Source organism: Paraglaciecola sp., from assembly GCF_039943935.1.
Taxonomy (GTDB): Bacteria; Pseudomonadota; Gammaproteobacteria; order Enterobacterales; family Alteromonadaceae; genus Paraglaciecola.
On record NZ_JBDUZQ010000010.1, the window covers coordinates 43141 to 67967 of the forward strand.

15 protein-coding genes and 1 pseudogene are annotated in these 24827 nt (G+C 40.5%); 6 read left to right on the top strand and 10 right to left on the bottom strand.

Annotated elements, in window-relative coordinates; genetic code table 11:
* A complete protein-coding gene (locus ABJD71_RS05965; RefSeq protein WP_348166043.1) occupies positions 1-2901 on the bottom strand; it encodes a hypothetical protein in 2901 nt (966 codons plus the stop codon).
* 655 nt (positions 2902-3556) lie between these two features.
* Between ABJD71_RS05965 and ABJD71_RS05970 the strand changes: the two genes are divergently transcribed.
* Genes ABJD71_RS05970 through ABJD71_RS05980 form a run of 3 tightly spaced genes read left to right on the top strand, consistent with a single transcriptional unit; the run spans position 3557 to position 8885 of the window.
* A complete protein-coding gene (locus ABJD71_RS05970; protein ID WP_348166046.1) occupies positions 3557-4741 on the top strand; it encodes a hypothetical protein in 1185 nt (394 codons plus the stop codon).
* Positions 4741-7260 carry a LamG domain-containing protein gene (locus tag ABJD71_RS05975; RefSeq protein WP_348166049.1) on the top strand — a complete coding sequence of 840 codons (2520 nt, stop codon included), beginning with the start codon at positions 4741-4743 and terminating at the stop codon, positions 7258-7260. Before ABJD71_RS05970 ends, ABJD71_RS05975 begins: the two co-directional genes overlap by 1 nt.
* Before the next feature lie 32 nt (positions 7261-7292).
* Positions 7293-8885: a hypothetical protein gene (locus ABJD71_RS05980; RefSeq protein ID WP_348166052.1), complete on the top strand. Its 1593-nt coding sequence runs from the start codon at positions 7293-7295 to the stop codon at positions 8883-8885.
* A gap of 627 nt (positions 8886-9512) precedes the next feature.
* Here ABJD71_RS05980 and ABJD71_RS05985 read toward each other — a convergent pair.
* From ABJD71_RS05985 to ABJD71_RS06010, 6 genes are all read right to left on the bottom strand, one after another.
* Positions 9513-9686: a hypothetical protein gene (locus ABJD71_RS05985; protein WP_348166055.1), complete on the bottom strand. Its 174-nt coding sequence runs from the start codon at positions 9684-9686 to the stop codon at positions 9513-9515.
* A gap of 230 nt (positions 9687-9916) precedes the next feature.
* Entirely contained in the window at positions 9917-10348 is a 432-nt protein-coding gene (locus ABJD71_RS05990; protein WP_348166058.1) for an SRPBCC domain-containing protein, read from the bottom strand.
* Between the two features lie 784 nt (positions 10349-11132).
* Complete coding sequence (locus tag ABJD71_RS05995) at positions 11133-12635, bottom strand: mannitol dehydrogenase family protein (RefSeq protein ID WP_348166061.1); 1503 nt, start codon at positions 12633-12635, stop codon at positions 11133-11135.
* A gap of 20 nt (positions 12636-12655) precedes the next feature.
* Positions 12656-14371 carry a hypothetical protein gene (locus ABJD71_RS06000; protein WP_348166064.1) on the bottom strand — a complete coding sequence of 572 codons (1716 nt, stop codon included), beginning with the start codon at positions 14369-14371 and terminating at the stop codon, positions 12656-12658.
* A 438-nt stretch (positions 14372-14809) separates the two neighbouring features.
* Entirely contained in the window at positions 14810-15685 is an 876-nt protein-coding gene (locus ABJD71_RS06005) for an EamA family transporter (RefSeq protein ID WP_348166067.1), read from the bottom strand.
* A 69-nt stretch (positions 15686-15754) separates the two neighbouring features.
* Entirely contained in the window at positions 15755-17611 is a 1857-nt protein-coding gene (locus ABJD71_RS06010; RefSeq protein ID WP_348166069.1) for a TonB-dependent receptor, read from the bottom strand.
* A 429-nt stretch (positions 17612-18040) separates the two neighbouring features.
* On the opposite strand from ABJD71_RS06010, the gene ABJD71_RS06015 reads away from it, so the two are divergent.
* On the top strand, positions 18041-18553 hold the full coding sequence (locus ABJD71_RS06015) for a peptide-methionine (S)-S-oxide reductase (protein ID WP_348166072.1): 513 nt from the start codon (positions 18041-18043) through the stop codon (positions 18551-18553).
* A 77-nt stretch (positions 18554-18630) separates the two neighbouring features.
* A complete protein-coding gene (locus ABJD71_RS06020) occupies positions 18631-19626 on the top strand; it encodes a D-cysteine desulfhydrase (protein ID WP_348166075.1) in 996 nt (331 codons plus the stop codon).
* 11 nt (positions 19627-19637) lie between these two features.
* On the opposite strand, the gene ABJD71_RS06025 is transcribed toward ABJD71_RS06020, so the two are convergent.
* Entirely contained in the window at positions 19638-19811 is a 174-nt protein-coding gene (locus tag ABJD71_RS06025; protein WP_348166078.1) for a DUF6435 family protein, read from the bottom strand.
* A 176-nt stretch (positions 19812-19987) separates the two neighbouring features.
* Between ABJD71_RS06025 and ABJD71_RS06030 the strand changes: the two are divergent.
* A pseudogene (locus tag ABJD71_RS06030) lies at positions 19988-20350 on the top strand (DUF3703 domain-containing protein).
* A 13-nt stretch (positions 20351-20363) separates the two neighbouring features.
* Here ABJD71_RS06030 and ABJD71_RS06035 read toward each other — a convergent pair.
* Together ABJD71_RS06035 and ABJD71_RS06040 are read right to left on the bottom strand one after the other, a co-directional pair.
* On the bottom strand, positions 20364-22058 hold the full coding sequence (locus ABJD71_RS06035; RefSeq protein ID WP_348166081.1) for an NAD-dependent malic enzyme: 1695 nt from the start codon (positions 22056-22058) through the stop codon (positions 20364-20366).
* Between the two features lie 56 nt (positions 22059-22114).
* Positions 22115-24739 (bottom strand): penicillin-binding protein 1A, encoded by a 2625-nt coding sequence (locus ABJD71_RS06040; protein WP_348166084.1) that lies wholly within the window; start codon positions 24737-24739, stop codon positions 22115-22117.
* Positions 24740-24827 lie beyond the last annotated feature (88 nt).

Below are 24827 nucleotides of genomic sequence, written 5' to 3' on the forward strand. Positions count from 1 at the left end.
TTAATTAACTGGTGCTGTAAATGGATTATTGTAATATTGAGCACCTATATCTAACCATTCGGATAGTAGTTTTCTCTCTGCAGGTGTTAGCCAACTATCATGAATTGCACCCTCGTCAAATACGCTAAAAAAACGACTGCTAGAAATAGCACCATTGGTGGACATAGTATTGGTTACACTCACAGTTGCTGTGACCGCAATAGGATTACCTTCAACATCTAATACAAGCTCCCCATCCTCATCTACTTCATACACAATATTTCCTGCGTTATCTGTTACTTCTACTAGGCGATTAACCAAGACACCATCAGATAACTCCTGCTCACTATCAGTAAATAATAATTCGCGATAACTGGTAAAAATATCAGGGTCGTCAGTGGAAGGTAGCCCTCTTAAGTCTAATTGCGCAGCGGGAACTTGAGCTAAACCATCTGCCCCATCCGGCGTATGGCAACTGACACATGTTTGGTCTTCTAATACAGTCATGCCATCTTCCGAATAAACTTGTCTGTCTAGGGAGAAGATAGGTTGAATATGGTCTGGGAAATTAATCTCGATGCGGCACAAGGAGGTCCAAACTAAGGCGCAACTGCTGGATATAGGCAATGTAGATTGTAAATCTGAATAAGCGTAGCTAAAGCTTGTAACTGGAGCCTGAATATCTGGGTCAGCCCAAATATCTTCAAAAACAATATCTGCAGTAGGGTAATTAACACCTAAAATCCTAACTGCCGTTTGTGCCATAGTATCCCCAACATCCGTAAACAGAGCAGGGTTAGCATTAGAAAAAGCGCCACCAGAGCTCATGGCACCTTGGTTTATACTGTCCGCTTCAGCATCTAAACGCCCATGAGGCATTTCACTATTTTGAGTGTGGCAACCATTGCAGGTCTTCACCTCACCAGGTGCAAATTGCAACCAGTTTTGATGGCGTTCACTGACCCTTTGGCCATCTTGGTCTAACACGCTAAAACTTAAAGGGACATTTGCTGGGACATTAAACAACGCTGAACCGTCTGGTTCTATAGGTACATAACCAATAATCTCGCGCATTAATTGAGCGCGACTACGCCCAAAAGCTGAATTGTCAAAATCACGCACTTCATCATCAGGCAAAGATACCGCCTTAACCACTCTTAAAAAGCGCGCAGGTCTATCTACGACAGGTGTTTGAGTTGGGTCTGATAATGCTGTGATACCCTGTGGACTAGTATCAATACCAGCAAAATCATAAACACTACGAATATGCACTCTGCCTAACCCCTCTAATGCCAAATCTTGATCATATTCATCAGCGAAAAGCGCATTACCCGGAAAAGCCCTTGGCTGCATAGCCACTAAGTCTGTATAAAACAGTCCTTCTTCTGGAACATTAATAACCAATTGAGTATTGTCTATGGGGTCATACATCCATAATCCATAAAGTAGCGGCGCGGCTTCTACCACTGGGTTTTCTAATAAAGTGTCATCACAAGGCAATATTTGTAACTCTTCGTCAGTACCCCCATCTTGCTCAGGATCGTACACTCTGCACTGACTCCAGCTAAATAGAATTCGCTCACTTCCATCCCACAAAGGATACATAGCCGAGAAACTTCCTCCTGGAGAAATATCACCATTTATTAATACGTTATCAAAAATAGCTGGGGTTTGTGCTGGGCCTATCAGACCAGCTTGAGAAGCAATGGGCATGGTATCGTCAATATAATTAGCCACATCAATATTGATAAAATCTGCGCCCCATTGATTAGTACTAAAGGGCCGCAACATAGCTAAAATTTGACCATCAGGCTGTTCCGCTAATTGCGTAAAATGTAACGCTTCATCACTGCGGCTAGAAGTGTGACTATGACGACCATATACTATTTCTAAACCACTTCCATCTGTATTCATTTGATACAAATTAACAGTATTGTTTGTCACTGCATTATCCCAGCGGCTAAACAGAATTTTTCCTGAGCTAAGTATTGTAGGATCTAAATCATGACTCTGATTAAATGAAACTTGCTGAATATTCTCGCCATTGGCATCCATAACATGCAGTACAGAGGCTATCTGGTTTCTATCTTCATCGATAGCTTGGTATTGAGGCTTGCCCTCATCTAGTAATATTGCTTGGTTGGCTTGCTGGCGGGTAGAGCTAAACACAATACGCCCATCTGGTAAATAGACAGGACTGGTATCTTCACCAAACTCAGCATCAAGATCAGAAACAATAATGCGTCGCAGCGAATCGCTACTTACATCATACTCCCATATATTCCAAGTGGGCTGCTCATCATCGTCCGCATCTTCAATTTCAGGAGCACGCATTGCAAATATTAGTCGTTCTCCATCATAAGACACATTCAAATCTTTAACATCATAAGTATCAAGCAGAGGATCATTGGCTACAATTTGTTCTTCACTAAAAAATGCTGCAGCAGAGATGTTAATTTCAGAGGCACTCACTGCGGCCCTATTTTTTAGATATAGAGACGCACCAGGAAGAAAGTCAGCGGGTCGAGTAATACTTTGCTCAACTAATAGTTGTTCATCATCAAAAGGTGCTTTACGTTTAATATAAGCAATAGGGACATCTACCACAACAGGATCAGCTTCTTGTTCAGTGAGCAGTATAGAGTCGTCACCGCACCCTAACAGACTTAGAAATAGGCATAGACATACCGCCTTCAATCTAAGGTAAAGTGAACACCTAAACATACAAGAAACTATGTTTAAATACATACGTTTACTGATGTTATAAATAGTTGGACCATAATTTTGTGTCTCCAGATGCATTGATGTAAACGCCTCTAAATAATAAAGCCAACCGCTGTGGCCCCACCCTATATCGGAAATGACTAGAATATCAGTATCGGTATTTAGTAAATACTGTCTATCTAATGCAACTCTGAACATTAATTTTTCTAGATAGTTACACTAACAACAGCAATCAACAATGAAGGAAACTATTATTGGGGATGATTTTTAATACGTTTAAAGGAGCGCTACATTGCAATCCAATATGCCTTTAAAACAGATCAAAAAAATTAAATATATGCCTAAAACAAGAACTCATGTGACCATTCGACGACATCGATAAATTCTTCTTATTTGCTCTCAAACTACTTTTTCTTTAAGCAGTTAGCATGTAATAGCTAAGAAATCAGTTCAAAAACAGATACAATTTTTACGACTACAAGTCTATAAAAAGCAACGCTAAGTTGGCTAAGCAAAGCCTTTAAGTACCATTCTTTACTTGCAATCTCATACATACCAAGCGCTCAAAAACCATGGCCCATTTCATGCAAACCAGCTAAAAAATTGAAATTTTATTTTCATACTCACAAACACACACCTTAGATATTTAAGGGTATTGAAAATAGATTAGCAAATACTTGGGTATTAAATACTAGACCTAGTTACTAGATCCAATGTTGTTGCACCTAGTTATATTGATTAAAACCTTCTCAAGACGTTTAGCTTGAGCACCAACAGGCGTTCATGGGGGATAGCTTTGAAATATTTCAGCACACATAACAACACACTGCAGAAAATTAGCAGACATTTGCTTATGAGCATCACACTGAGTTGCTTACTAATGCCAACTATCAGCTCGGCAGGACCACGAGAGCAGGCCAAACGTATTCATGATCGTGTTGTTGGCATCCCTCCAACTGCAGATGTGCTTGATGAAATGACTAACTACATCGAGCAAGGTAAAGTGACCGACGCTGCATACCTAGCCATGGAGAATTCAGCATTTTATTCTGTCACTCTCAAAAATTGGGTCACGCCATGGACCAATGAAGAAGCCGACGTATTTGCTCCCTTGAACGATTACACAGCTACAGTCATCGGTATGGTCAGAGATGACATGGACTTTAGAGAAATACTTAGTGGCGATATTTTATATGTGGCGGGTGACTCAATAAATGTTCCCGCATATTCAGTTACCAATAATGACCACTATCAAGCATTAGAAAACCTAGACGCTGACTTAAAAGAAGTATTGCAGTTTACCTCACAGTCATCAGTAACTGGACTGCCAGCGAGCGCATCAGCTGGGGTGATGAGCACCCGCGCCGCAGCAAAATCATTTTTTAAAGATGGAACGAATAGAGCTATGTTTCGTTTTACCTTAATCAATCACATGTGTACAGATTTAGAAGGAGTGAAAGATACCACTCGCAGCCCAGACCGCATTCGTCAAGATATTAGCAGAAGCCCAGGAGGCGACAGTCGCATATTTAACAATTCGTGTATTGGTTGCCACTCGGGCATGGACCCTCTAGCCCAAGCATTTGCTTATTATGATTATGAATATGACACAGAATCTGATCCTGATGGAGAATATGGCGCTTTACAATACAACACTAATTCACAAATAGACCCAGACACTGGTTCACAGGTACAGGGTAAGTATCACATCAATAGCAATAACTTCCCCTTTGGCTATGTTACCCATGATGATAGTTGGAGCAATTATTGGCGTGAAGGGTTAAACAAAAACTTAGGATGGAACGAGGCACTACCAGCAAGTGGAAATGGTGCTAAAAGCATGGGACAAGAACTGGCGAACAGCCAACAATTTGCGAGTTGCCAAGTTACTAAAGTTTTCGAAAATGTCTGTTTACGCAGCCCTCAAGACGCCTCAGACAGAGCAGAAATCTCTGCCATAACAAGCGCATTTACCAACACCGGTTACAACATCAAACAGGTGTTTGCCGACTCAGCTAATTACTGTAAGGGTGAATAATGATGAGCCATAATATTAATAAATTAACCCGCCCTTTTTTAGCTAAAATAAAACAGTTTAGCCCTAACACTACTGCAAAAAAATCAATCACTCTAGTTATAGTTTTCACCTTATTCAGTGGGTGTGGCTCTGATACCACAGCCGTTGTTGAAACGCCCTTAACCTCCTCAGAAAAGATAGAGGCAACAACGTACTCAGGCCCAGTTGCAACCACCCAAGATGTGACGCAATTTAAAGTAGAGCTATGGGACAATATTAGCACTGAAAGTCGCTGTGGTGCATGTCATATACAAAACACCCAATCACCTGCTTTCGTGCGAAATGATGATATTAACTTAGCTTATAAAGAAGCGACCGCATTAGTAAATTTAGCATCACCTAAAGACTCAATGTTAGTAAATAAAATTTCTGAGGGGCACAACTGCTGGTTAAGTAGCGACGAAGCTTGTGCTGACATCATGACAACTTGGGTATCCAACTGGGCACAAACCGAGAATGTTGCCAACGAAGTGCAATTAGAAGCCCCTCAAACTAAAGAGCCAGGCGCGAATAAAAACTTTCCAGAGTCTAATGAATTATTTACTGACACTGTTTATCCATTACTAGAGACCTATTGTGCAAACTGTCACACCAATTCTGCCACTATTCCTATTTCACCGTATTTTGCGTCTAGTGATATTGACGAAGCATACGAAGCCTCAAAATCTAGAATCAATTTAGATACTCCTGAAAACTCACGTTTTGTTGAGCGAGTTCGAGACGAGTTCCATAATTGCTGGGGTGACTGTTATAGCAATGCTAATGAGCTGATTAACGCGATTTTAGCCATGTCTAATCAAGTAACCGTCACTGAATTAGATGACTCACTTATTAACAGCAAAGCAATAACCTTATATGAAGGTACATTAGCAACAGGTGGTGGGCGCTTTGAAACCAATGCCATTGCCAAATGGGAGTTCAAAGCAGGCTCAGGCAGCACGGCTTTTGATACCAGTGGAGTTGAGCCAGCGTTAGATTTAACCTTAAATGGCGATGTAGAGTGGCTCAGTGGCTGGGGCATACGACTAACAGACGGAAAAGCCCAAGGCTCAACAGCGAATAGTAAAAAAATATATGACTCAATTACTGCCACTGGTGAGTTTTCAATTGAAGCCTGGGTAGTACCAGCAAATGTCACTCAGGAAGGTCCAGCTAGAATTATAAGTTATTCAGGTGGTGACCTCACCCGTAACTTTACCCTAGGGCAAAGCTTATACAATTATGACATGCTGTTACGGACCACAGAGACAGATATAAACGGCGAACCAGCTTTGTCAACGTCAGATGCAGATGAATTACTACAAGCTAGTTTGCAACATGTCGTTGTTAATTATGACCCCATAAATGGCCGCCAAATTTTTGTGAATGGTGAATTCACAGGTAACCTAGACAATGTGCAAGCTGGGGGTTTTGGAGACTGGAATGATAGCTATGCCTTTGTGCTCGGTAATGAAGTGTCAGGTGATATTCCGTGGGCAGGCTCCATCCGTATGGTTGCTATTCACAATCGTGTTTTGTCTAGCGAACAAATCATTCAGAACTTTGAAATGGGCATAGGTCAAAAATTCCTTTTATTATTCGAAGTCAGTGACATTACAAAAGTACCCCAAAGTTATGTGGTGTTAGAAGTAAGTCAGTTTGATAGTTACAGTTACTTGTTTACTGAACCCTACTTTATATCACTGGATGAGTCAGCCAGCATAGGTAGCATACCGGTTGGGGGGATGCGCATCGGCATCAATGGCCGTGAAGCCGCAGTTGGTCAGGTTTTCCAAAATCTCAACACACTATTAACAGACTCAGACTACATACCAGGGGAAGGCCAAATCTTGTCTAACTTAGGCACGATTGTCGCAATTGAAAAAGGTGCTGAAATAGACGAGTTTTTCTTAACATTCGAAGTGCTAGGTGATCAAACCAATGTGGTAATTGAAGCTGATCCAGCAGTGCCCGCTCCAGCGACTGACTTAGAGCCCCAGTCTGAGATTGGCATTAGAAATTTTATCGAAATTAACGCCAGTATGGCAGCAGCTACCACCGTACCAACCAATAATACTCAGGTAAAAGCGACCTTTGAAACACTGAAGCAACAGCTTCCATCTGTCACGACTATGAGCAGTTTTTTAGCATCAAACCAAATGGCAGTCACCCAAATGGCAATTAAATACTGCGATCAGTTAGTGGAAACCACTTCATTAAGAGACCGTTATTTTCATGGTTTTGACTTTAATGAGGCCGCATCTAGTGCTTTCGAAAATCAAGATAGGAATCTAATACTCGGCCCCATTTCAGAAAATATCTTTGGTATGGATATAGAAACCCAACCAGACAATAGTTCTGTAGCGGCAGAGTTAAACTCACTAATAGACAAACTCACAAACTGTAGTAATGGTAAATCCTGCGATGCAAGTTATACCAAGACAGTCGTTAAAGCCGTATGTGCCGGTGCACTAGGCAGCGCTGCCATCACCTTACAATAATTACGATTGATATACGCTTAAAGGGTACCCAGATGAAACATAAACCAACATTAAATCCAGACGCCCCTCTTTATCATGCCTGCCATGCTAAACCCATAACAAGACGCGATTTTATTGCCCAAGGTTTTATGGCTGGTATGGGGACAGTGTTAGGTGGTTCAGCCTTAAGTTTGTTTGCTGCCCCAAATAAAGCTCATGCGGCTCTATCATCTGATCTTGAATCGTTGAAAAGCAGCTGTGGTATAGCGACTCAGGGGGCAGGAAAAATACCCTTCATCGTATTTGACTTAGCAGGAGGCGCTAACATTTCCGGCTCCAATGTTTTGGTTGGTGGTCAAGGTGGACAGCAAGACTTTTTGAGCACCGCTGGTTATAGCAAGTTAGGGTTACCCGGCGATATGATCCCATCTATTGCCAACCCTGATACCGGTTTAAGCGACTATATTAATACAGAACTTGGCTTAGGGTTCCACGCTGATAGTGCGTTTCTACGTGGTATCCAGGATAAATTGAATGTGATTAACAGAGCAAATATTAATGGAGCAGTTATTCCAGCCCGATCTGAAAATGATACAGGTAATAACCCCCATAACCCTATGTACGGAGTAAATAAGGCTGGCTCAGATGGCTCGCTTCTTACTCTAATTGGCTCTCGAAATACGGACTCAGGCGGTAACTCACTGTCACCAAGCTCTATGATTGATAGTGCCAAACGCCCCACTAAAATTGACCGTCCATCTGACGTAACAGGCCTTGTAGATACAGGCGATTTAATAGGTTTACTAAGCCAGCAAGACTCAGTAACAGTCATGGAGTCAATTCAGAGAATCAGCGCGATGAAGCTTGGTAAAGTTAACACTCAAATTACTACCGACGACGTACTTAAAGACTTAGTTAATTGTGGATACGTTAAAAGCGCTGATATCGCCGACAGATTTGGCGACCCATCAACTCTGGACCCAGAGCTCGACACAGATATCGTTGGTGATAACGGTATTTTCACTCAGGATGAATTTGACGGTGATGCCGAATACAGAAAAACAGCATCTACCATGAAGTTAGTTATTAATGGCTTTGCAGGAGCAGGCACCATAACTATGGGTGGCTTCGATTATCACACTGGAAACCGTGCTACTGGTGAATCTAGAGATTTACGAGCAGGGCGATGTATGGGTGCTTGTTTAGAATATGCAGCGAGAGTGGGTGTTCCTCTAATGATGTATGTCTTCAGCGACGGCTCAGTTGCCAGTAATGGCATGGTTGACGAATCTGAAGGCGGCCGTGGTAAAGGCGTATGGAGTGGCGACAACTCTTCAACTGCCTCTTCGTTCTTCTTAGTATATAACCCTGGAGGCACACCACAATTAATAGGAGCTACGCCAGATGCCCAAGCTCAACATCAACAAATCGGTTATATGCGTAGTGATGCTTCAGTAGAAACCGCCTCAAGCCCTGCAGCAAACAACGTTAATCTACTAGCTGAAACCGTCATTTTAAATTACATGGCACTACATGGCGAACAAGGCAACTTCGCTGATTTGTTCCCTTCTCATGGTCTAGGAAATAGTGCCTTGATGGATAGCCTGACAGCCTTTGAACCCATAGTAAATGGAACATTTACTTAAAGGAATAGCAATGAAAACTCTCTTTGTAACGCACCTATTACAAGCGCTGCAAAACACAAAAAGCCCCTTAGTAAGCACAAAGTTTACTTAGGAGAGAAATTGATAAGACTCATATAATTATTAATTTACTTAACAGTCACAAAACAATGCTCAAGCTAATTCTCACCACAAAACAGGTCAACTATATTTGCATTAGCAATCCCATCGTCGAAACGAAAATTGTCATGCCTTGCTTCGGCTGAAATCACTGTTGAACCATCACAGATATCTGAGAAACCGTCATAATCTCCGCGAGGTGGGAATAACAGTTCAGTAAAATGATGAGCTCGCAGTGAACTGCATAATTTATCTAAGTTGGTACCGTTTGTTAACTGGATATTCTCTTACGCATAACGACCGCACTTGCCGGACATAACTCACAGAACTTTTTAGTTTGCTTTATAGACTCGTAAACCCTCTCCCTGGTAATGACCTTGTACCCCTCTTTTTAAAATGACCTTCTGCTGTCTCAGTTAATAAATACAAATAATGAATACCGATTGAACACCCATAGGTTTCTAATTGTGCAACGAGAGCCGAACCACAACCTGAGTTTCTTGCAAACTGTGATACCGCTAAAGAAAGCAATTAACCATCTTTTCCATGTACTTCAAGACCAATCACTCCTTGAAGATTATCTGCTTGGCCGCAACCAAAAGAGTTATCCATACCGACAAGTGAAATATCATCAATTAAAAGTTGGTTCTCAATTAGCAGCTTTTCAACTGAAACACGACTTGGCTGTCTATATATATTCACCATGAAGTGTACTCCGTTAGTGAAACGAACCAAGAGATTACTTAAAGACAGCTACAAACTCAACGTTAAAGGCTTTCTTGGTATTAATCCCACAACGCGATTCCTTTTACAGCAAGTTAAGCTTTAGGCAGACAATTTAGTTGCCAAGTAGCTCTGATTAATAAAATACCCGTATTATGGTCATAAACAGGCTAACGGTTACTTGTTGATTTGAGTATTTTGAGCATTTACTACTATTCAACAAGTTGTTTTAGTGCATTGTTCATGGACTCTAGCATTGGAGGAAGGTTTTTTTGTACCGAACCAGACATAAGCGGAGCCATTAGGCCTTTAAATGTTTCAATATGAATTAAACGAGTACCCGTTTCCGTTTCTTCCAATGTTAATATTTTGTCATTAGTAAAGACAAAACCAGCCAACATATGAGCACGCCAATGAAGATATTGATCTTCCGTAATAGCTATAATCACTGGGCTGTATTTCGCCCCATCTTGACCTGACTCTTTACCCGTCATGGTTATACTAAGCGTTTCACCAATAACTGCTTTACCTTGTGATGCGTTGATAATTGGACTCCACTCATGCCACGCATCAATGTTTTTGATCATATTCCATACTTCTGATGGTGGGGCGGCGATATTAATTTCAGTTTTAATCTGTTGCATTTCCCCACCTTTAATTGATAAATAACTTGTGCCTATAACTAAAAATATCGCTATTAAAAAAACAACCTTTTTCATTGCATTCAATCCCCTTTGAAATGGTCAAATAACCATGACACATATTTTAATAATTGGCCGTATAAAAACCACACACAACACCTACGAATAAAAGCATAGTTAAGAATATCAAGCTTATATAGAATAAAACTGTTAGCCCTGAACTGACTTGTTGATATGTTATTTGATTAAACTCGGCAATTGAATCACAAATTTCGCCCCCTAGTTCTGAAGTATCAACATAACATTGGCCTTTATGCCAGCTTGCGACATGTTTAACTATCGCTAACTACCCAAGAGCCTTCATGAGCCCTTTATGACAAAACTCATCCATTAGAATCTATAAAAATGTTTATATCTACCGGTCAACTTTAGCTGAAAATGGGGATTGCCTTTACACTTAATAGGAAGGCGTGGAATTAAAGCTTGATAATACTGAGAAGTTTTCAGTAAAGGCCAAAAAGAAGGGTGAGTACTGCTTACAGAAAACCGATACACCTATAATTTTATGTAAAACTTAGAATAAATACATCAAATAATGTAAAGCCACAAAAGCATGATGCAGTCTGCACTGCCATCCTCAGTTAAGTTCCTCCCTAGAGAAGTTTAAACATCCCAGAACGTAAAATCTTATAAAGCAAAATGTCATTTTTGAGCACTACCAATCAAAATTTAGGGATACGAAGACCCGCTTGTTTAACGGGTCTAAGTTTTACTTATTTAATGATAGCTAGCAAAGTGAACTGTCTAATATTAGTTGCATATGATGTTTAACATCAGGAGCCTTATACAAGGCCACTACTTGATTTTTATAAGCTGTAACAAATTCACTTGAACTTGCAAGACTCGCAAATAAGGCATCTAGTTCTAACAAAGCAGTCGCTCGCATGCTAGTTTGGCTAGCAAAGTCATGAACCTCTTTCGCCATTGCATCTGCTATAACTAAAGCTTTACCGTGTTGATCAACCCTTTTATCACTGTAGTAACACCACGCAGCAATGATTAGGGTTGCACACTGAATGTGACCTTTTTTAGCTAAGTTATCACCAATAGTGGGTAACATAAAAGTACTGAGTTTGGCTGCATTTTCAGAGCAAATCCTAGCTAGACCGTCTTTAATATTCGGGTTAGCGAAACGCTCAATTAGGGTACTTTTATAATCATCCAATTTAATCCCTGCTACGGGCGACAAAATAGGTGTCACTTCAACATCCATGAAGTGGCGTAAAAATTTAGCAAAGAGTGGATCTTGTACACTCTCATCTATCGTTTCAAACCCGTGTAATGACCCTAAAATTCCTAGTACCGAATGCCCTGCGTTCAACAATCGAATTTTCATTTTTTCATAGGGAGTCACGTCGGTTACGAACTGAGCACCAACCAGTTCCCACTGTGGGCGAGCCAAAGTAAATTTATCTTCGATGATCCATTGATGAAACGGTTCACATGTTACCGGCCACTCATCTTGAACACCAAGCTGCTGTAAATAGGCTAGGTCCTCAGCGGTCGTTGCGGGAGTAATACGATCTACCATAGCATTAGGAAAACTAACCTCTGATTTAATCCACTGTGCTAACTCACTATCTACAGCTGTGGCATAAGCAATCAACATTTTTCTAGCTACATCACCGTTATGTTGCACATTATCACAAGATTGAATGGTAAATGGAGGTACCCCGTTTTCACGGCGCAACTTCAATGCAGCGACAAGGTATCCAAAAACCAAACGAGGGGTGCTAGGGTTAGCTAAGTCATAGATAACGTCAGGATTGGTAAAATCAAACTCACCTGTAGCAGGATTAAAGTTATAGCCTCCTTCAGTAATAGTAAGAGACACAATTTTTGTATCTTCACTAGCCATTTTATTAATGACGGCCTCGGGGTCATCACACCCTAGTAAGAAATCACTCAAGCTTCCGATAATTTTATTTTCTCGGGTACCATCAGGATGTTTTACAATTAAGGTATACAGGTAATCCTGAGCTTCCAGTAAGGATTTCATTTTACGGTCAGCGTCACGTAATCCTACACCGCAGATCCCCCAGCTGAGGTCACCACTTTTAGCCATATAATCGTCAGTATAGAAGGCTTCATGAGAGCGATGAAAACCACCCACCCCCACATGCACAATACTAGAAGTCACCTTAGTGCGATCATATCCAGGAACAATCATTGAATCTGGTAACGCCGCTAAATTTGCATTGTTTAAAAGAATTTTAGGTTTAATTTGCATAATTTAAACTTCCTATGTCCTTAGGCTACAACTTTTTTATTTTGTTGCATGACCCAATAGGCAGAAGCAAAATAAATAACAGTACAAATAAATCCAATGTCGAAGAATAGATCTCGATTACTTTCATAAGCCGCAACATCAGCACTCATAAACATAGTGTTGAGTGCCAAGACGAGAGAAGTTCCTAAGCTTAATAGAGAAACCCAATGGACTATTCTTGTAGCTAACGTCGGGGCTGGAGTAACCTCTATTTCTAACTGCGCTTGCTCTTCTTGATGTTTTTCTACTTGTTGGTCGTAGGCATCTAATTTTGCTTGCTCTTCAGGGTAAGACTCTGCGGCTCCATATCGCTTGGCTAATAAAATATAAATTACACAGGTAAAGAACCAAGTTGGAAGAAACAAATAGTAGAATGACATCACATCAAGGGCATTTAGTGTAAAACCAAAAGCTAAACCTAAGCCCCAAGAAGCTACAGCTGGCGTACTATGAGTAAGATTTTGAAACATAGCCCAGTAGCGAGTAAAGCCAATTTTAGGGAAGATAAAATGCTCGGTAAAAACGATAGCACCAACGGGTACAACGAGTAAGCCTGCATAGGTTAAAAGTGGCAACATTTTATTAAAAACAAAAGGAAAACACGCAATACATACAGCCACAACGCCCACAATTAGGGTAGTTTTATTACGTGAATGATCTTTGAATATAGCTTGTGCTGCTAAGCCTGCTCGATATAAATTAGCATTAGCCGTAGTCCAGCCTGCAACAATAACAATGACTAACCCTGATAAACCTAAAGCCTGAAAAGCTACATCGCCAGGGTCTAACTCAATGATTGATTTTTTAACAATAACAGCAGTTCCTGCTCCCATAATACCCGCAGAAATCCAAGCTATATAATGTCCAAACATCATGCCCGATGAAGTACATAACCCGTAAGTGCGACTTTTTGCATAGCGTAACAGCGCCATATCAATTAAGCCAAAGTGGGTAATAGTATTTGCAGCCCAGGCAAACCCTATGACTTCAAGTAACCCAATACCGGGTTCACCTTGAGCATCAACTCCGGTCCAAACTGAAAGGCTTCCTATGTGCATAAAATCAGCCCAACTCGTTAACGTTGTTTGGCCAATTACATGTTCAGCTAGCGCTGGCATTAACACCAACGGACCACTCACAAACATCACAAACAACCATGGAGCACATATTTTTGAAAAGTTAGATACAGCATTAAAACCATACATAGCCACTAGCACTACTATCATACCAACAGCTAGCACCACTAATACAAACCATGCGTTAGTTGGATACCAATTCAATTGAGCAGGAATACCAAACGCGAATCGTACCGCTGTAGCAGAGACCGTAACCATAGCTGCGGAAATTACGGTGAAGATAATGACGTTTACCCAGTTATAAAGTTTCGTCATTGAGTTACCTGCAATTTTTTGCAGATAGGTATATAGACTTAAGCGAGTTTCTACCGCGATAGGAGTAGTAAGTAAAGTCCAGCTAAGGACCGCTAAAATATTACCAATTAACAGACCTAACAGAATATCTGTCATGGTGGCGCCAAGAGCAACAAAAGTCGCTCCGATTACAAACTCTGTTGCTGCTACGTGTTCACCAGCATACAGCCCCAAAAAATGACTCCAACCTTTGCGTTTATGCTTTGGGATGGGGAGCTGCTCTTCACTTATATTATCAAAATTTATCTTAGACGACTCAGGATTCATCTTTGTTACCAACCTTTAAATTTATTGGGTTATCACGTTTCTAGCAAGGCTAACAAACTTTACAATTAACGCTTGGCTGCACGTCAGTTCGCGTGCCTACCTCGATATAAAAATAATGTTTAACGTTGCAAAAAAAGGAAACACCCAACATTAGGGCATTTGCCACACAGGTGAGCATAATCCCAGAAAGTAACCATTACTGTCAATATTTTGTTAACAAATTTTCATGTTCATTGGTTAGTACTAATTTGCGAAATATACAAATATTAATAAATATCAATAAATTAGGTTTAAATTATGAATTGAAGTATTTGAAATGTGCAGTGAAGTTAACGTTTTGTAATAAGAGAATTAAAAAAACAGAAGTTTCAGATAATATTTTTATCCCTTTTAAAAAACAAAACCACTTTAAGTAAGTCTTATTTCGTTGATAACCCTTTACCCATTTAAGTTTTGCTTTTTTTGGGCAATGGTTAGTGCAAGTATTATCAAAACAGAACCGGCCAATAGTTTAATTAGCTCTTCTAAACTGACCTCTTGAGCCTCACCAAAAATAAATAGAGAAGTAAACATGGCTAAGGGCACCACTGCATTATTAAAAACAGCGAGCACTCCTACATTTGTTTGAGTTGCTCCTTTATTCCAAAAGAAAAATCCAAGCCCTGACGCAACCACACCTAAATAGATGAGTGCACCCCATTGGCTCGCAGTTCCGTCGATGGGAATAGGAGACTGTTTGGAAATAAGTATTGTGGCCGCACAGGTGAAGACTGCCGCGCCTATGTACAGAAAACCAAACACAGAACTGTCTTTTACTTGCGGTCTAGATAGCTTCCAGTCACGATAAACAAGTTGACCAAATGCAAAGGCCAAATTAGAGATTTGCATTAGCCCAAACCCCAACCAAAAGTCATTAGAATCTATATTTCCCACTTTAATAACCAATGCACCAGCAATAGATAATAAACTAGCCAGAACATACCAAGGTGTGAAACTACGAGCCTGCAGATCATTCATAATCACAATATAAAGAGGCGTAAACACACTAAATAGCGCCACTAAATGAGATGGTAAAAAACGAAATGCCGAGAGGTAACAGGTATACATAAGCCCATACTGGATTGCGCCAATCAAGATAAGCTGTAATTTTTCTCGGTAATTAGTATTGGTCAATTTTAAAAATGGTAAAAAAACTAACAGTGCAATCAGCAACCGGGTATCAGCCAATTGCAGAGGGTCGAGCCCTTTAAGCGCACTACCAATCAAGCCAAATGAAAAAGCCCAAATAAATGTAGTGATTAGCAGATAGCCCATACTAAAACCTCTTACGTTAGTTTTTTTAAATGTTTTCAGTAGTTGTCACTTCTAAAAACAACATACATGTTACCAGCTATAAGTCACAGTAGCGGTGTACTGTTCTCCTCTTCCCGGTGTCCCGGGAATTTCTTCGAATGACTCATCCCATAGGTTGTCTGCAGCAAAGATAATATCTAAACCTTGCAGTAACTTAGGAGAAAATTTGATCGTTAAGTGAGTAAACAATGCGTGTTCATCACCATTTCTCAGTACATTTTCTTGTTGTTTACGCCATTCATTATCTACTCGTACTTCAACTGTATCCAAAGGACGCCAAATCGCCCCTAAGGTAAACCTGTGATTAGGATAATTTAAGGCATAAAAGCTCGCATCTATATCTGTCGCGCCATAATCCTCTGACTTACTCATAAAGGTATAGCTAGTGACTATTTCTGTCTTTTCAAAACTTTTTGTCGCAAATAGCTCCACCCCTGTGGTTTCTATGTCTACAGGGTTCGCAGAGCGAGCCGATGTTGAATCCAAGCGGTAAGTCCAATCGGTTAAACCATCATCCTCACGATAAAAAATGGCTGATGAAAACTGCCAATTAAATCCATCTAATCCATAACCTAGCTCAAGGTTTGTGGCGGTCTCACGCCCAAGGTTATCATTACTTCTAAATAAGCCACTGGTTGTACTACCACCTATGGCTGTATATCCAGCAACTTGGCTTGCCTGTGCATAGGACACATAAATTGTTTCAGATACATTTTGTTCATTGACTAGATCCCACTTAATATCAGCAGACAATGACACCTGTGAATCATCACGATTTGTATCGTCATAAGCTGCGCCTAAACGAAAGATTAGCTGTTGCCCATCTTTTAACTCCATTTGATATTCTGGTAAAACACTGGCTTTATAATATCGTCGAGAGGTAAAGTTATTTTCAAGGGTCGTTGATTCTATTTCATCTGCAATCAATTGTGCCGAGTAATTTAGAGCAAAGGGTCCTCCTTGAGTGTGACGCCCTGAAAGGGCAACAGATGTCACTTCCGTTTCGTGGAAAGCCTGAAAAACATCGGGGTTTTCCCGGGAGAAAACATAATGATCACTATGTTTGCGACTATAAGCAGAAGCTTCAAACTGACTCCCTGCCCCATACCCTTGTTTGTGGTTTATCATTAAAAGCTTTGAACTTAAATCTTCTGTTTCATTCACATTAAATGGCGTATACATGTTAGGCCAACCAAAAAACTTATCTTGCGAGCCATAAAAAATATCTGTTTGGGATGCAGGCCCAAGTAACTGAACACGGCCAGAAACTCGTTTAAAATCATGGTCGCCATTTTCGATAGTGCCATCACTTTCAGAAAAAGAGTATTCACCTTCAAACCCTATACTCCAATCTGTAAAACTACTTATAGGCACACTTATGGCACTATGAACTCTGTGCAAATTAAAATCATGATCACCTAGGCCTAATGATACGCTGCCTGCAGTATTAATTTCGCGCCAGTTAAACGAGATAGTTCCAACTGAGCTATTCATGCCATGCAGTGCGTTATCTACTCCGGTATGTATAGAGGGTTTACTTAACATTTCAGGAGCAATAGGGATCTCAGAGGCATAATGCCCTGTTTGTGGGTCAAGTAAGGTCACACTGCCAATTCTAAACCCAGTGTTTTCGAAAATGCCGCCCCGGATGGTCACATCAGCTTGAGCCTCAGCCATATTGCGAGACTGCAAATCAACCCTTGGATCATATTCTAAATTCGACACTAAAGAAACAAAGGTCCCTACAGGCTCAGAGTTAGCGGTAACCGCTCCTTTAACAGTGATTTTCTCAACATCCTGTATTTCAGCAACCTGTTCAGATGCCTCTGAATAGGTTGCGATACCACTTAAAGCAACAAACAAAGCAGTAGGTAAAACTTGTCTCATATTAGATAACTCGTATAGATAGTAAGGTCTGGTTTAAAGGCACAGTAACAATAGTATTTGCTCTAACTAGACTAAGGTAGCTATGTAAAAAAATAAAGGCAGAGGACTATCATTAATGGCTTAGAAAATGAAAGCAAACGAAGATTTTATTCGTCAACATACCTTGGTATGTGCAGGTAACAATGGGACGGGATTGTATATGAAGCTATGACATATTACACATAGAATCCTCGAAGAAGAATAGTTGCTTTTTGTTTGACACTAAAAATATAAATAATCTGTGCATTGGATAAGAAACATCAAAATAAAAACTCTTTTGGCGATATTTAGGTTAAATAGCATTACAAACTGCCAAAATACCTATGATAAAATCCAATCATTCTTGTATTTAAGATCCTTATCTAAGCTCGCCAACACAACCGACTAAATATGACAACAAAACAACACATAGAACACACACACTCCATAGAAGATATTTATTTTGCTGGCGGTTGCCTCTGGGGCGTTCAAGAGTATTTAAAACATCTACCTGGGGTGGTAAGCACGGAAGCTGGCAGAGCTAATGGAGCAAGTAACACCACAAAAAGTGACTACGATGGATTTGCTGAGTGTGTAAAAGTCAGCTTTGCAACCAAACTTGTTACCGTCATTGAGCTAATAGATTACTTTTTTGAAATCATCGACCCATACAGCATCGACCAGCAAGGACAGGACGTAGGCAGAAAGTATCGAACAGGCATTTATAGCAAACATACCAAGCATCTTGAAATTGCCAAGCAGTACATCAGCAAACGTGATGACGCGCACAAAATAGCGATTGAGGTTGTTCCCCTAAATAACTATGTAAAAAGTGACGATGAACATCAAGAGAGGTTAACCCGTTTTCCAAACGACTATTGCCATATTCCTAAGAAGACACTGCATAAATATAAGCAGAATTAAACGTTGAACAACAAGATGGCTTGATAACCATCGACACATACCGCCTAAGAACAACAATTAAAAAGTGTGAATTAACTATGACTAACTATTTTCAGAGGATACCACGAGCATCTATCACTCACGGCCCAACTCCACTAGAGTATTTACCACGTTTGTCGACTGAATTAGGTTGTCAGTTGTACATGAAACGAGATGACTGTACTGGCCTAGCCGGTGGTGGCAATAAAACACGAAAACTAGAATATTTAATTGCAGATGCACAACAACAAGGTGCTGATACTCTAGTAACAGTGGGAGGCTTACAGTCAAATCACGCAAGGCAAACAGCAGCAGCAGCTGCCAAGTTTGGCTTTCAGTGTGAACTTGTTTTAGAAGATGTAGCCGGCACGCCAAAAACGGACTATTACCACAACGGTAATATGTTGTTAGATCGACTCCTTGGGGCAAAAATCCATGAGTTAGGGCTGACCCAAGACGCCTTTGAGTATGTAGGGGCATTATTAACCCAGCTTAAAAATGCAGGCCGTAAACCATATTTCATTCCTATGGGAGGATCTAATGTTCTCGGTAGTTTAGGTTACGTTCGCTGTGCTAATGAAATTTTACAACAGCTAGAAAAAGACAATATCCACATAGATCAAATTGTTTTAGCCTCTGGCAGTGCCGGAACGCAAGCCGGCTTATTAGCAGGGTTAATTGCCGCTAAATCAGATATTCAAGTGTTAGGTATCGCAGTAAGTCGCTCGACACAAAACCAAGAACAATTGGTCACAGAGCTACTTAAAGAAACGCTCACTAAACTAGGCATAAACCCTGATGAAGCAAATGGTCGGGTATTGGCCAATGGTAATTACTATGGTGAAGGTTACGGTATCACCACCCCCTCAATGATTAACGCAGTGCAGCAATGTGCGCAGCTTGAGGGAGTGTTACTTGATCCGGTTTATACCGGCAAAGCAATGGCAGGTTTAATCGATTTATGTGCTAATGAAGTGATAAAACCTAATACTCACCAGCTATTTTTACATACAGGCGGGAATCAAGGCTTATTTGGTTACCAAGAGTCTTTTTAAAGAATAACCCCCTACTCTGATTGCTGTAATGCCGACATTTGCTCTTGAATTTTTTCGGCTTCTTCAGTGATCATAGAGTAAGATTTAATGTCTCCTTTTCTTTGAGCATGCATAGCTTGCTCAAGCTTCACTAAGTAGGCTTTTTCTAATTTTTTGATTGGATTTTTCTTAAATAGGTTGAACATAAGCGGTTCTCAAAAATTATTTATGGAGTTTACGAAGACAAACTTGTTTTAGATTTGTTTATCAACCCACTTTTGCTTCGGTGTAACAGGTAATGACTCTCGATTTGTTGAAATCCCCCTTTGAGCAAGATTTTAAGCTACATTGTTTAATTACAGACCAGACTTGATAAATATTAATGAAAACTAACTTCACTAAAAATATTGGCCTTTATGTATTAGATGAATTGCGTTTGGCAAAACAGGCAAGAGAAAACACCAATTATCCGCTAGAGTTTACATACCTAGAAAATGCCCATGTGCTTGGGCAAGGATCTACCTACTAGCATACAAAAGTTCATATTCTGATGTTGATTTGGGCGCTACGGACCGCCGATACTAAAGAGTTTGTAGGTCAATTTTTAAGAATTGTTGGTGCAATAAGTAAAACCTGTTTAGGTTTGGTCCCAATAGGGAATACTGGAGGGACTAATATTAGCCCCTTCAAAACCTTACCTGTAAGTGAAAAGCTAGCAAGTAAGATTAAACAAGCTAGACAGTAAGATAGTTACCTCTCTAAATACTGACACGCTTATAAGGTCTGTATTCTGGTAACCAAAAATTACGCTCAATACTGGCTTGTAAGTCTTCATCAGACATTTCGAGGGCATAGCCTTGTTTCATAGCGACCTTTGCTACGTCAAAAGCAATCGTTTTACTTAACGACGCAATCTCACCAAGACATGGTAATAAGTCACCCTTACCTGTTTTTGCCAAAGGTGATGCATTAGCCAGTGCTGCACTGGTTGCCATAAGCATTTCATCGCTAATAGATGTAGCTTTACTTGCTAATACGCCAAGACCAATACCAGGGAATATATAACTATTGTTGCACTGAGCAATGGTGTAAGTCTTACCATTATATTCAACAGGTTTAAATGGGCTTCCGGTAGCAATGATGACGTTTCCGTCGGTCCAGTTAATGACGTCTTCCGGGACCGCCTCAACTTGACGAGAAGGGTTACTAAGAGGAAATATGATAGGTAATTCGCAGCCTTTTTTCATGGTGCGGATTACGTCTTCAGTGAATAACCCTGACTGACCGGATACGCCAATCAAGATACCAGGTTTAGCGCAATTCATCACATCCAATAAAGAGGCATACTCTCCACTGTATGACCACTCACTGATGTTTTCGTGAGACTGCATGAGACGCTCTTGAAAGTCTCGTAAACCTTGCATGCCTTGAGTGAGCAAACCAAAACGGTCAACCATAAACACTTGGCTACGAGCCTGCGCATCTGAAATACCTTCACTACACATTTGATTAATGATTTGTTCGGCAATACCGCATCCTGCAGAGCCAGCTCCAACAAAGGTCACATTTTGCTCACTCAATTTAGCATTCTTACTTTTACAGGCAGCTAAAATAGTCCCGACTGTCACTGACGCTGTACCTTGAATATCATCGTTAAAGCAACAAATTTTATCGCGATAACGTTCGAGTAATGGCATGGCATTGGGCTGTGCAAAATCTTCAAATTGCAACATAACTTTAGGCCAACGTCGCTGAATTGCTTGAATGAACATATCCACAAATTCATCGTACTCAGCTTGACCAATACGCTTGTGTCTCGCCCCCATATACATAGGATCAGCTAGAAGTTTTTCATTGTTGGTCCCTACATCTAACATTACAGGCAAAGTATATGCGGGACTCACACCACCACATGCAGTGTATAAAGATAGCTTGCCAATAGGGATCCCCATGCCCCCAATCCCTTGATCGCCCAGTCCTAAAATACGCTCACCATCAGTGACCACAATGACTTTAACTTGACGCTTTGTCGCATTTCGCAATATGTCATCCATTTGATGACGCTCAGAATACGAAATAAATAAACCTCTCGAGCTACGATATATATCAGAGAATTGCTCACAAGCGTCCCCAACTGTTGGGGTATAAATGATAGGCATCATTTCATCTATGTGTTTTTGCACTAAACGATAATACAAAGTTTCGTTATTATCTTGAATGGCACGTAAATAAATATGCTTGTTGATGGGCTCATCAAAACTGGAGTATTGCATATAGGCCCTGTCGACCTGTTCGCTAATGCTTTCATAACGAGGAGGGATTAACCCCGTAAGATTAAAGGCCACTCTCTCCGCACTACTAAAAGCACTGCCTTTATTTAATAGTGGGGTCTCTAGAAGAGAAGGCCCTGAATGTGGGATGTATAAAGCATTAGGTTTTTTCCGTTTAGGCATTCTTTTAATATCCTTTGTAATAACTGCTTGTTATAAATATTTACGCATTTGTCTCTCTAAAATATATCTTCAAGTTGACTATCACTTGACTCCCCATCTGTTTCATATACCGAAATATCTGATTCAGATACAAAAACATCAGGCTCAGTACCCTGTATAAAATATTCAAACATGGACGTTTTGTCAGTTCTATTGGTTAATTTTCCCGTGTTTTTATCGATGCGTAGAGTAACCAAATCAGTTGGCATAGGCAAAAGATGTTCTGGTGTTCCTGCAAGGGCCACTTTCATGAATCTTATCCAAGCAGGCTGAGCAGCCAAAGCCCCTGCTTCACTGCCCACCATAGCATTACCTATATAGTTGTATTTCTGTGGGTTTTTATTCACTAGGTTTTGATTTGCAGAAGTGCGACCCAAGCGACGATTATTATCATCAAACCCTACCCAGGCTGTTGCTACTAAATCTGGCGTGAAGCCACTAAACCAAGTATCACGAACATCATTTGTGGTTCCTGTTTTACCAGCAACGTCTTTACGATCTAACAATAAAGCCGTTCGCCAGCCTGTACCTCTATTAGCCCAAGCTCCATTTATTTGTACCGCTGAACGCATCATTTCTGCCACTAAAAATGCATTTTCTTCACTTATCACTCTAGGGGCGGATATTTTTGCAGAAACGGGCTTGGTAGTAGCGTCAACTGTTTGATTCTCTAATCCGAACTCTACCGCTAACAAAGCTTCAAGGTCATCTTCAGCTACATCAGTAACATTAGACTCTGTTATCTCATCACACGGGTCGCAGGCAAACACAGGATTAGCTCGCCATAATACTTCCCCCATTTCATCTTCAATTCTATGAATAAAATGCGGCTGAATCAAAAACCCACCGTTTGCAATAGTAGCCATTGCGGTTACTACTTCAAGTGGAGTATGAGACCCTGAACCCAAAGAAACAGTTTCATCTCTTGGTATATCATCTTTGTCAAAACCAAATCTAGATAAGTACTCTGTAACCTTATCTAATCCTACTGCCCTTAATAAACGCACAGATACTACATTTTTAGACTTACTCAGAGCCACTCTCATTCGTATAGGCCCATCATATTCTGCAGGTGAGTTTTCAGGACGCCATGCATTACCAGACCCAGCTTGCCACTGAGTAATAGGAGCGTCATTAATAATACTAGATAATGTATTACCACTATCTAAAGCAGCGGAGTATATGAAAGGCTTGATATTTGAACCAACCTGCCTTTTAGCTTGAGTCGCTCGGTTGAATTGACTCTGATAAAAACTGTATCCACCAACCACTGCTTGTACTGCACCGTTTTTAGGATCTAAGGCAACTAAAGCTCCAGTGGCCTGCGGAAACTGAGTCAACTGCCAATGAGAGTCTTCTTGCCTTCGGCGGATAAGGATTAATGCACCTTCTTGCAAAATATCACTGGCTGTTTCCGGGGCAGCCCCTTGTTTGGCGTCATTAATAAATGGCCTTGCCCAATCCAAACCTTCCCAATCAATAATATTGTATTTACCTGCCCGGTTAAAAATAATGATGTCTTTATCGTTCACTTTTACAACAACAGCGGGTTCAAGAGATTCAAACGTTCGTATTTGTTGTAAATGTGCTAACATTTTTTCTTCTGACCAAGGCTGATTCTCTAACACTTGGTCATCAAGGGTCACAATCTCTTCATTTGCTACGTCCCAAAGTTGTTGTAACGGCCCATGGTAACCGTGTCTTTCATCATAATCGTGGAGGTTTCTACGCACGGCTTGTTGCGCTGCAGCCTGTAACTCTGATGTGGCGGTAGCGTAAATTTGGTAACCACCGGTTTCAGCTTCATCTTTACCGTAAAGGTTAATCATTTCACTGTAAATCACATCAGCCAAATAAGGGGCATCCAAATCGATTTCGGCGCCATATTTTTTAGCCGTAACTGGTGCAGCCACGGCTTCGTCAAACTGCGCTCGCGTAATATACTCCTCGTCAAGCATACGTAATAAAACGATACGCCTTCTGACAACTGATCGTTCTGGACGACTAATAGGATTTAGTACTGAAGGAGCTTGAGGTAAACCTGCAATTGTCGCAACTTGGGCTAAAGTCAGCTCCTTTAAAGATTTACCATAATAAACTTGTGCCGCAGCACCAAAGCCAAATGCTCTATGACCTAATTCAACTTTATTCAAATATAACGCTAGTATTTCTTCTTTACTTAGTAGTTGCTCCATATGCCAAGCAAGTATGATCTCTCGAATCTTACGAATATACCGTTTCTCTCTTGTTAGAAAGAAGTCTCGGGCTAATTGCATGGTTAAGGTGCTCCCTCCCTGCCCTTTTTCGCCTGTTATAACTAAATTAACTAAAGCACGCATCATGCCGATAGGATCTATACCAGGGTGATCATAAAAGCGGCTATCTTCAGTTGCGATCACCGCTTGTTTTAAGGTTTCAGGTATATCTTCAAGGCTTAATGGGATACGTCTTTTTACTCCGTATTGTGAAATAAGCTTGCCGTCTTGAGTATATATACGCATAGGCGTTTGTAGGCGTACATCTTTGAGTACATCAACACTAGGCAGATCAGATTTGATATAAAAATAGGTACCTATAACGATGGCAACACCAACAAGAAACAGGCTTGAAACAACAATTAATACGGGTTTAAGTAATTTCACAAACAGATAATACCAAGGCAACTTCTTTTAAATGATCTACATTTTATACCTATGTACGCTTATTAGAACCATAAAATATAAAAAAATG

What these genes read in the sequence shown, in the direction of transcription:
- ABJD71_RS05995 (WP_348166061.1), bottom strand. Translation starts at nt 12,635, where the DNA reads ATGCAAATTAAACCTAAAATTCTTTTAAACAATGCAAATTTAGCGGCG.
- ABJD71_RS06020 (WP_348166075.1), top strand. Translation starts at nt 18,631, where the DNA reads ATGACTAACTATTTTCAGAGGATACCACGAGCATCTATCACTCACGGC.
- ABJD71_RS06025 (WP_348166078.1), bottom strand. Translation starts at nt 19,811, where the DNA reads ATGTTCAACCTATTTAAGAAAAATCCAATCAAAAAATTAGAAAAAGCC.
- ABJD71_RS06010 (WP_348166069.1), bottom strand. Translation starts at nt 17,611, where the DNA reads ATGAGACAAGTTTTACCTACTGCTTTGTTTGTTGCTTTAAGTGGTATC.
- ABJD71_RS06000 (WP_348166064.1), bottom strand. Translation starts at nt 14,371, where the DNA reads ATGAATCCTGAGTCGTCTAAGATAAATTTTGATAATATAAGTGAAGAG.
- ABJD71_RS05965 (WP_348166043.1), bottom strand. Translation starts at nt 2,901, where the DNA reads ATGTTCAGAGTTGCATTAGATAGACAGTATTTACTAAATACCGATACT.
- ABJD71_RS05990 (WP_348166058.1), bottom strand. Translation starts at nt 10,348, where the DNA reads ATGCAACAGATTAAAACTGAAATTAATATCGCCGCCCCACCATCAGAA.
- ABJD71_RS05980 (WP_348166052.1), top strand. Translation starts at nt 7,293, where the DNA reads ATGAAACATAAACCAACATTAAATCCAGACGCCCCTCTTTATCATGCC.
- ABJD71_RS06005 (WP_348166067.1), bottom strand. Translation starts at nt 15,685, where the DNA reads ATGGGCTATCTGCTAATCACTACATTTATTTGGGCTTTTTCATTTGGC.
- ABJD71_RS06015 (WP_348166072.1), top strand. Translation starts at nt 18,041, where the DNA reads ATGACAACAAAACAACACATAGAACACACACACTCCATAGAAGATATT.
- ABJD71_RS05975 (WP_348166049.1), top strand. Translation starts at nt 4,741, where the DNA reads ATGATGAGCCATAATATTAATAAATTAACCCGCCCTTTTTTAGCTAAA.
- ABJD71_RS05970 (WP_348166046.1), top strand. Translation starts at nt 3,557, where the DNA reads ATGAGCATCACACTGAGTTGCTTACTAATGCCAACTATCAGCTCGGCA.
- ABJD71_RS05985 (WP_348166055.1), bottom strand. Translation starts at nt 9,686, where the DNA reads ATGGTGAATATATATAGACAGCCAAGTCGTGTTTCAGTTGAAAAGCTG.
- ABJD71_RS06035 (WP_348166081.1), bottom strand. Translation starts at nt 22,058, where the DNA reads ATGCCTAAACGGAAAAAACCTAATGCTTTATACATCCCACATTCAGGG.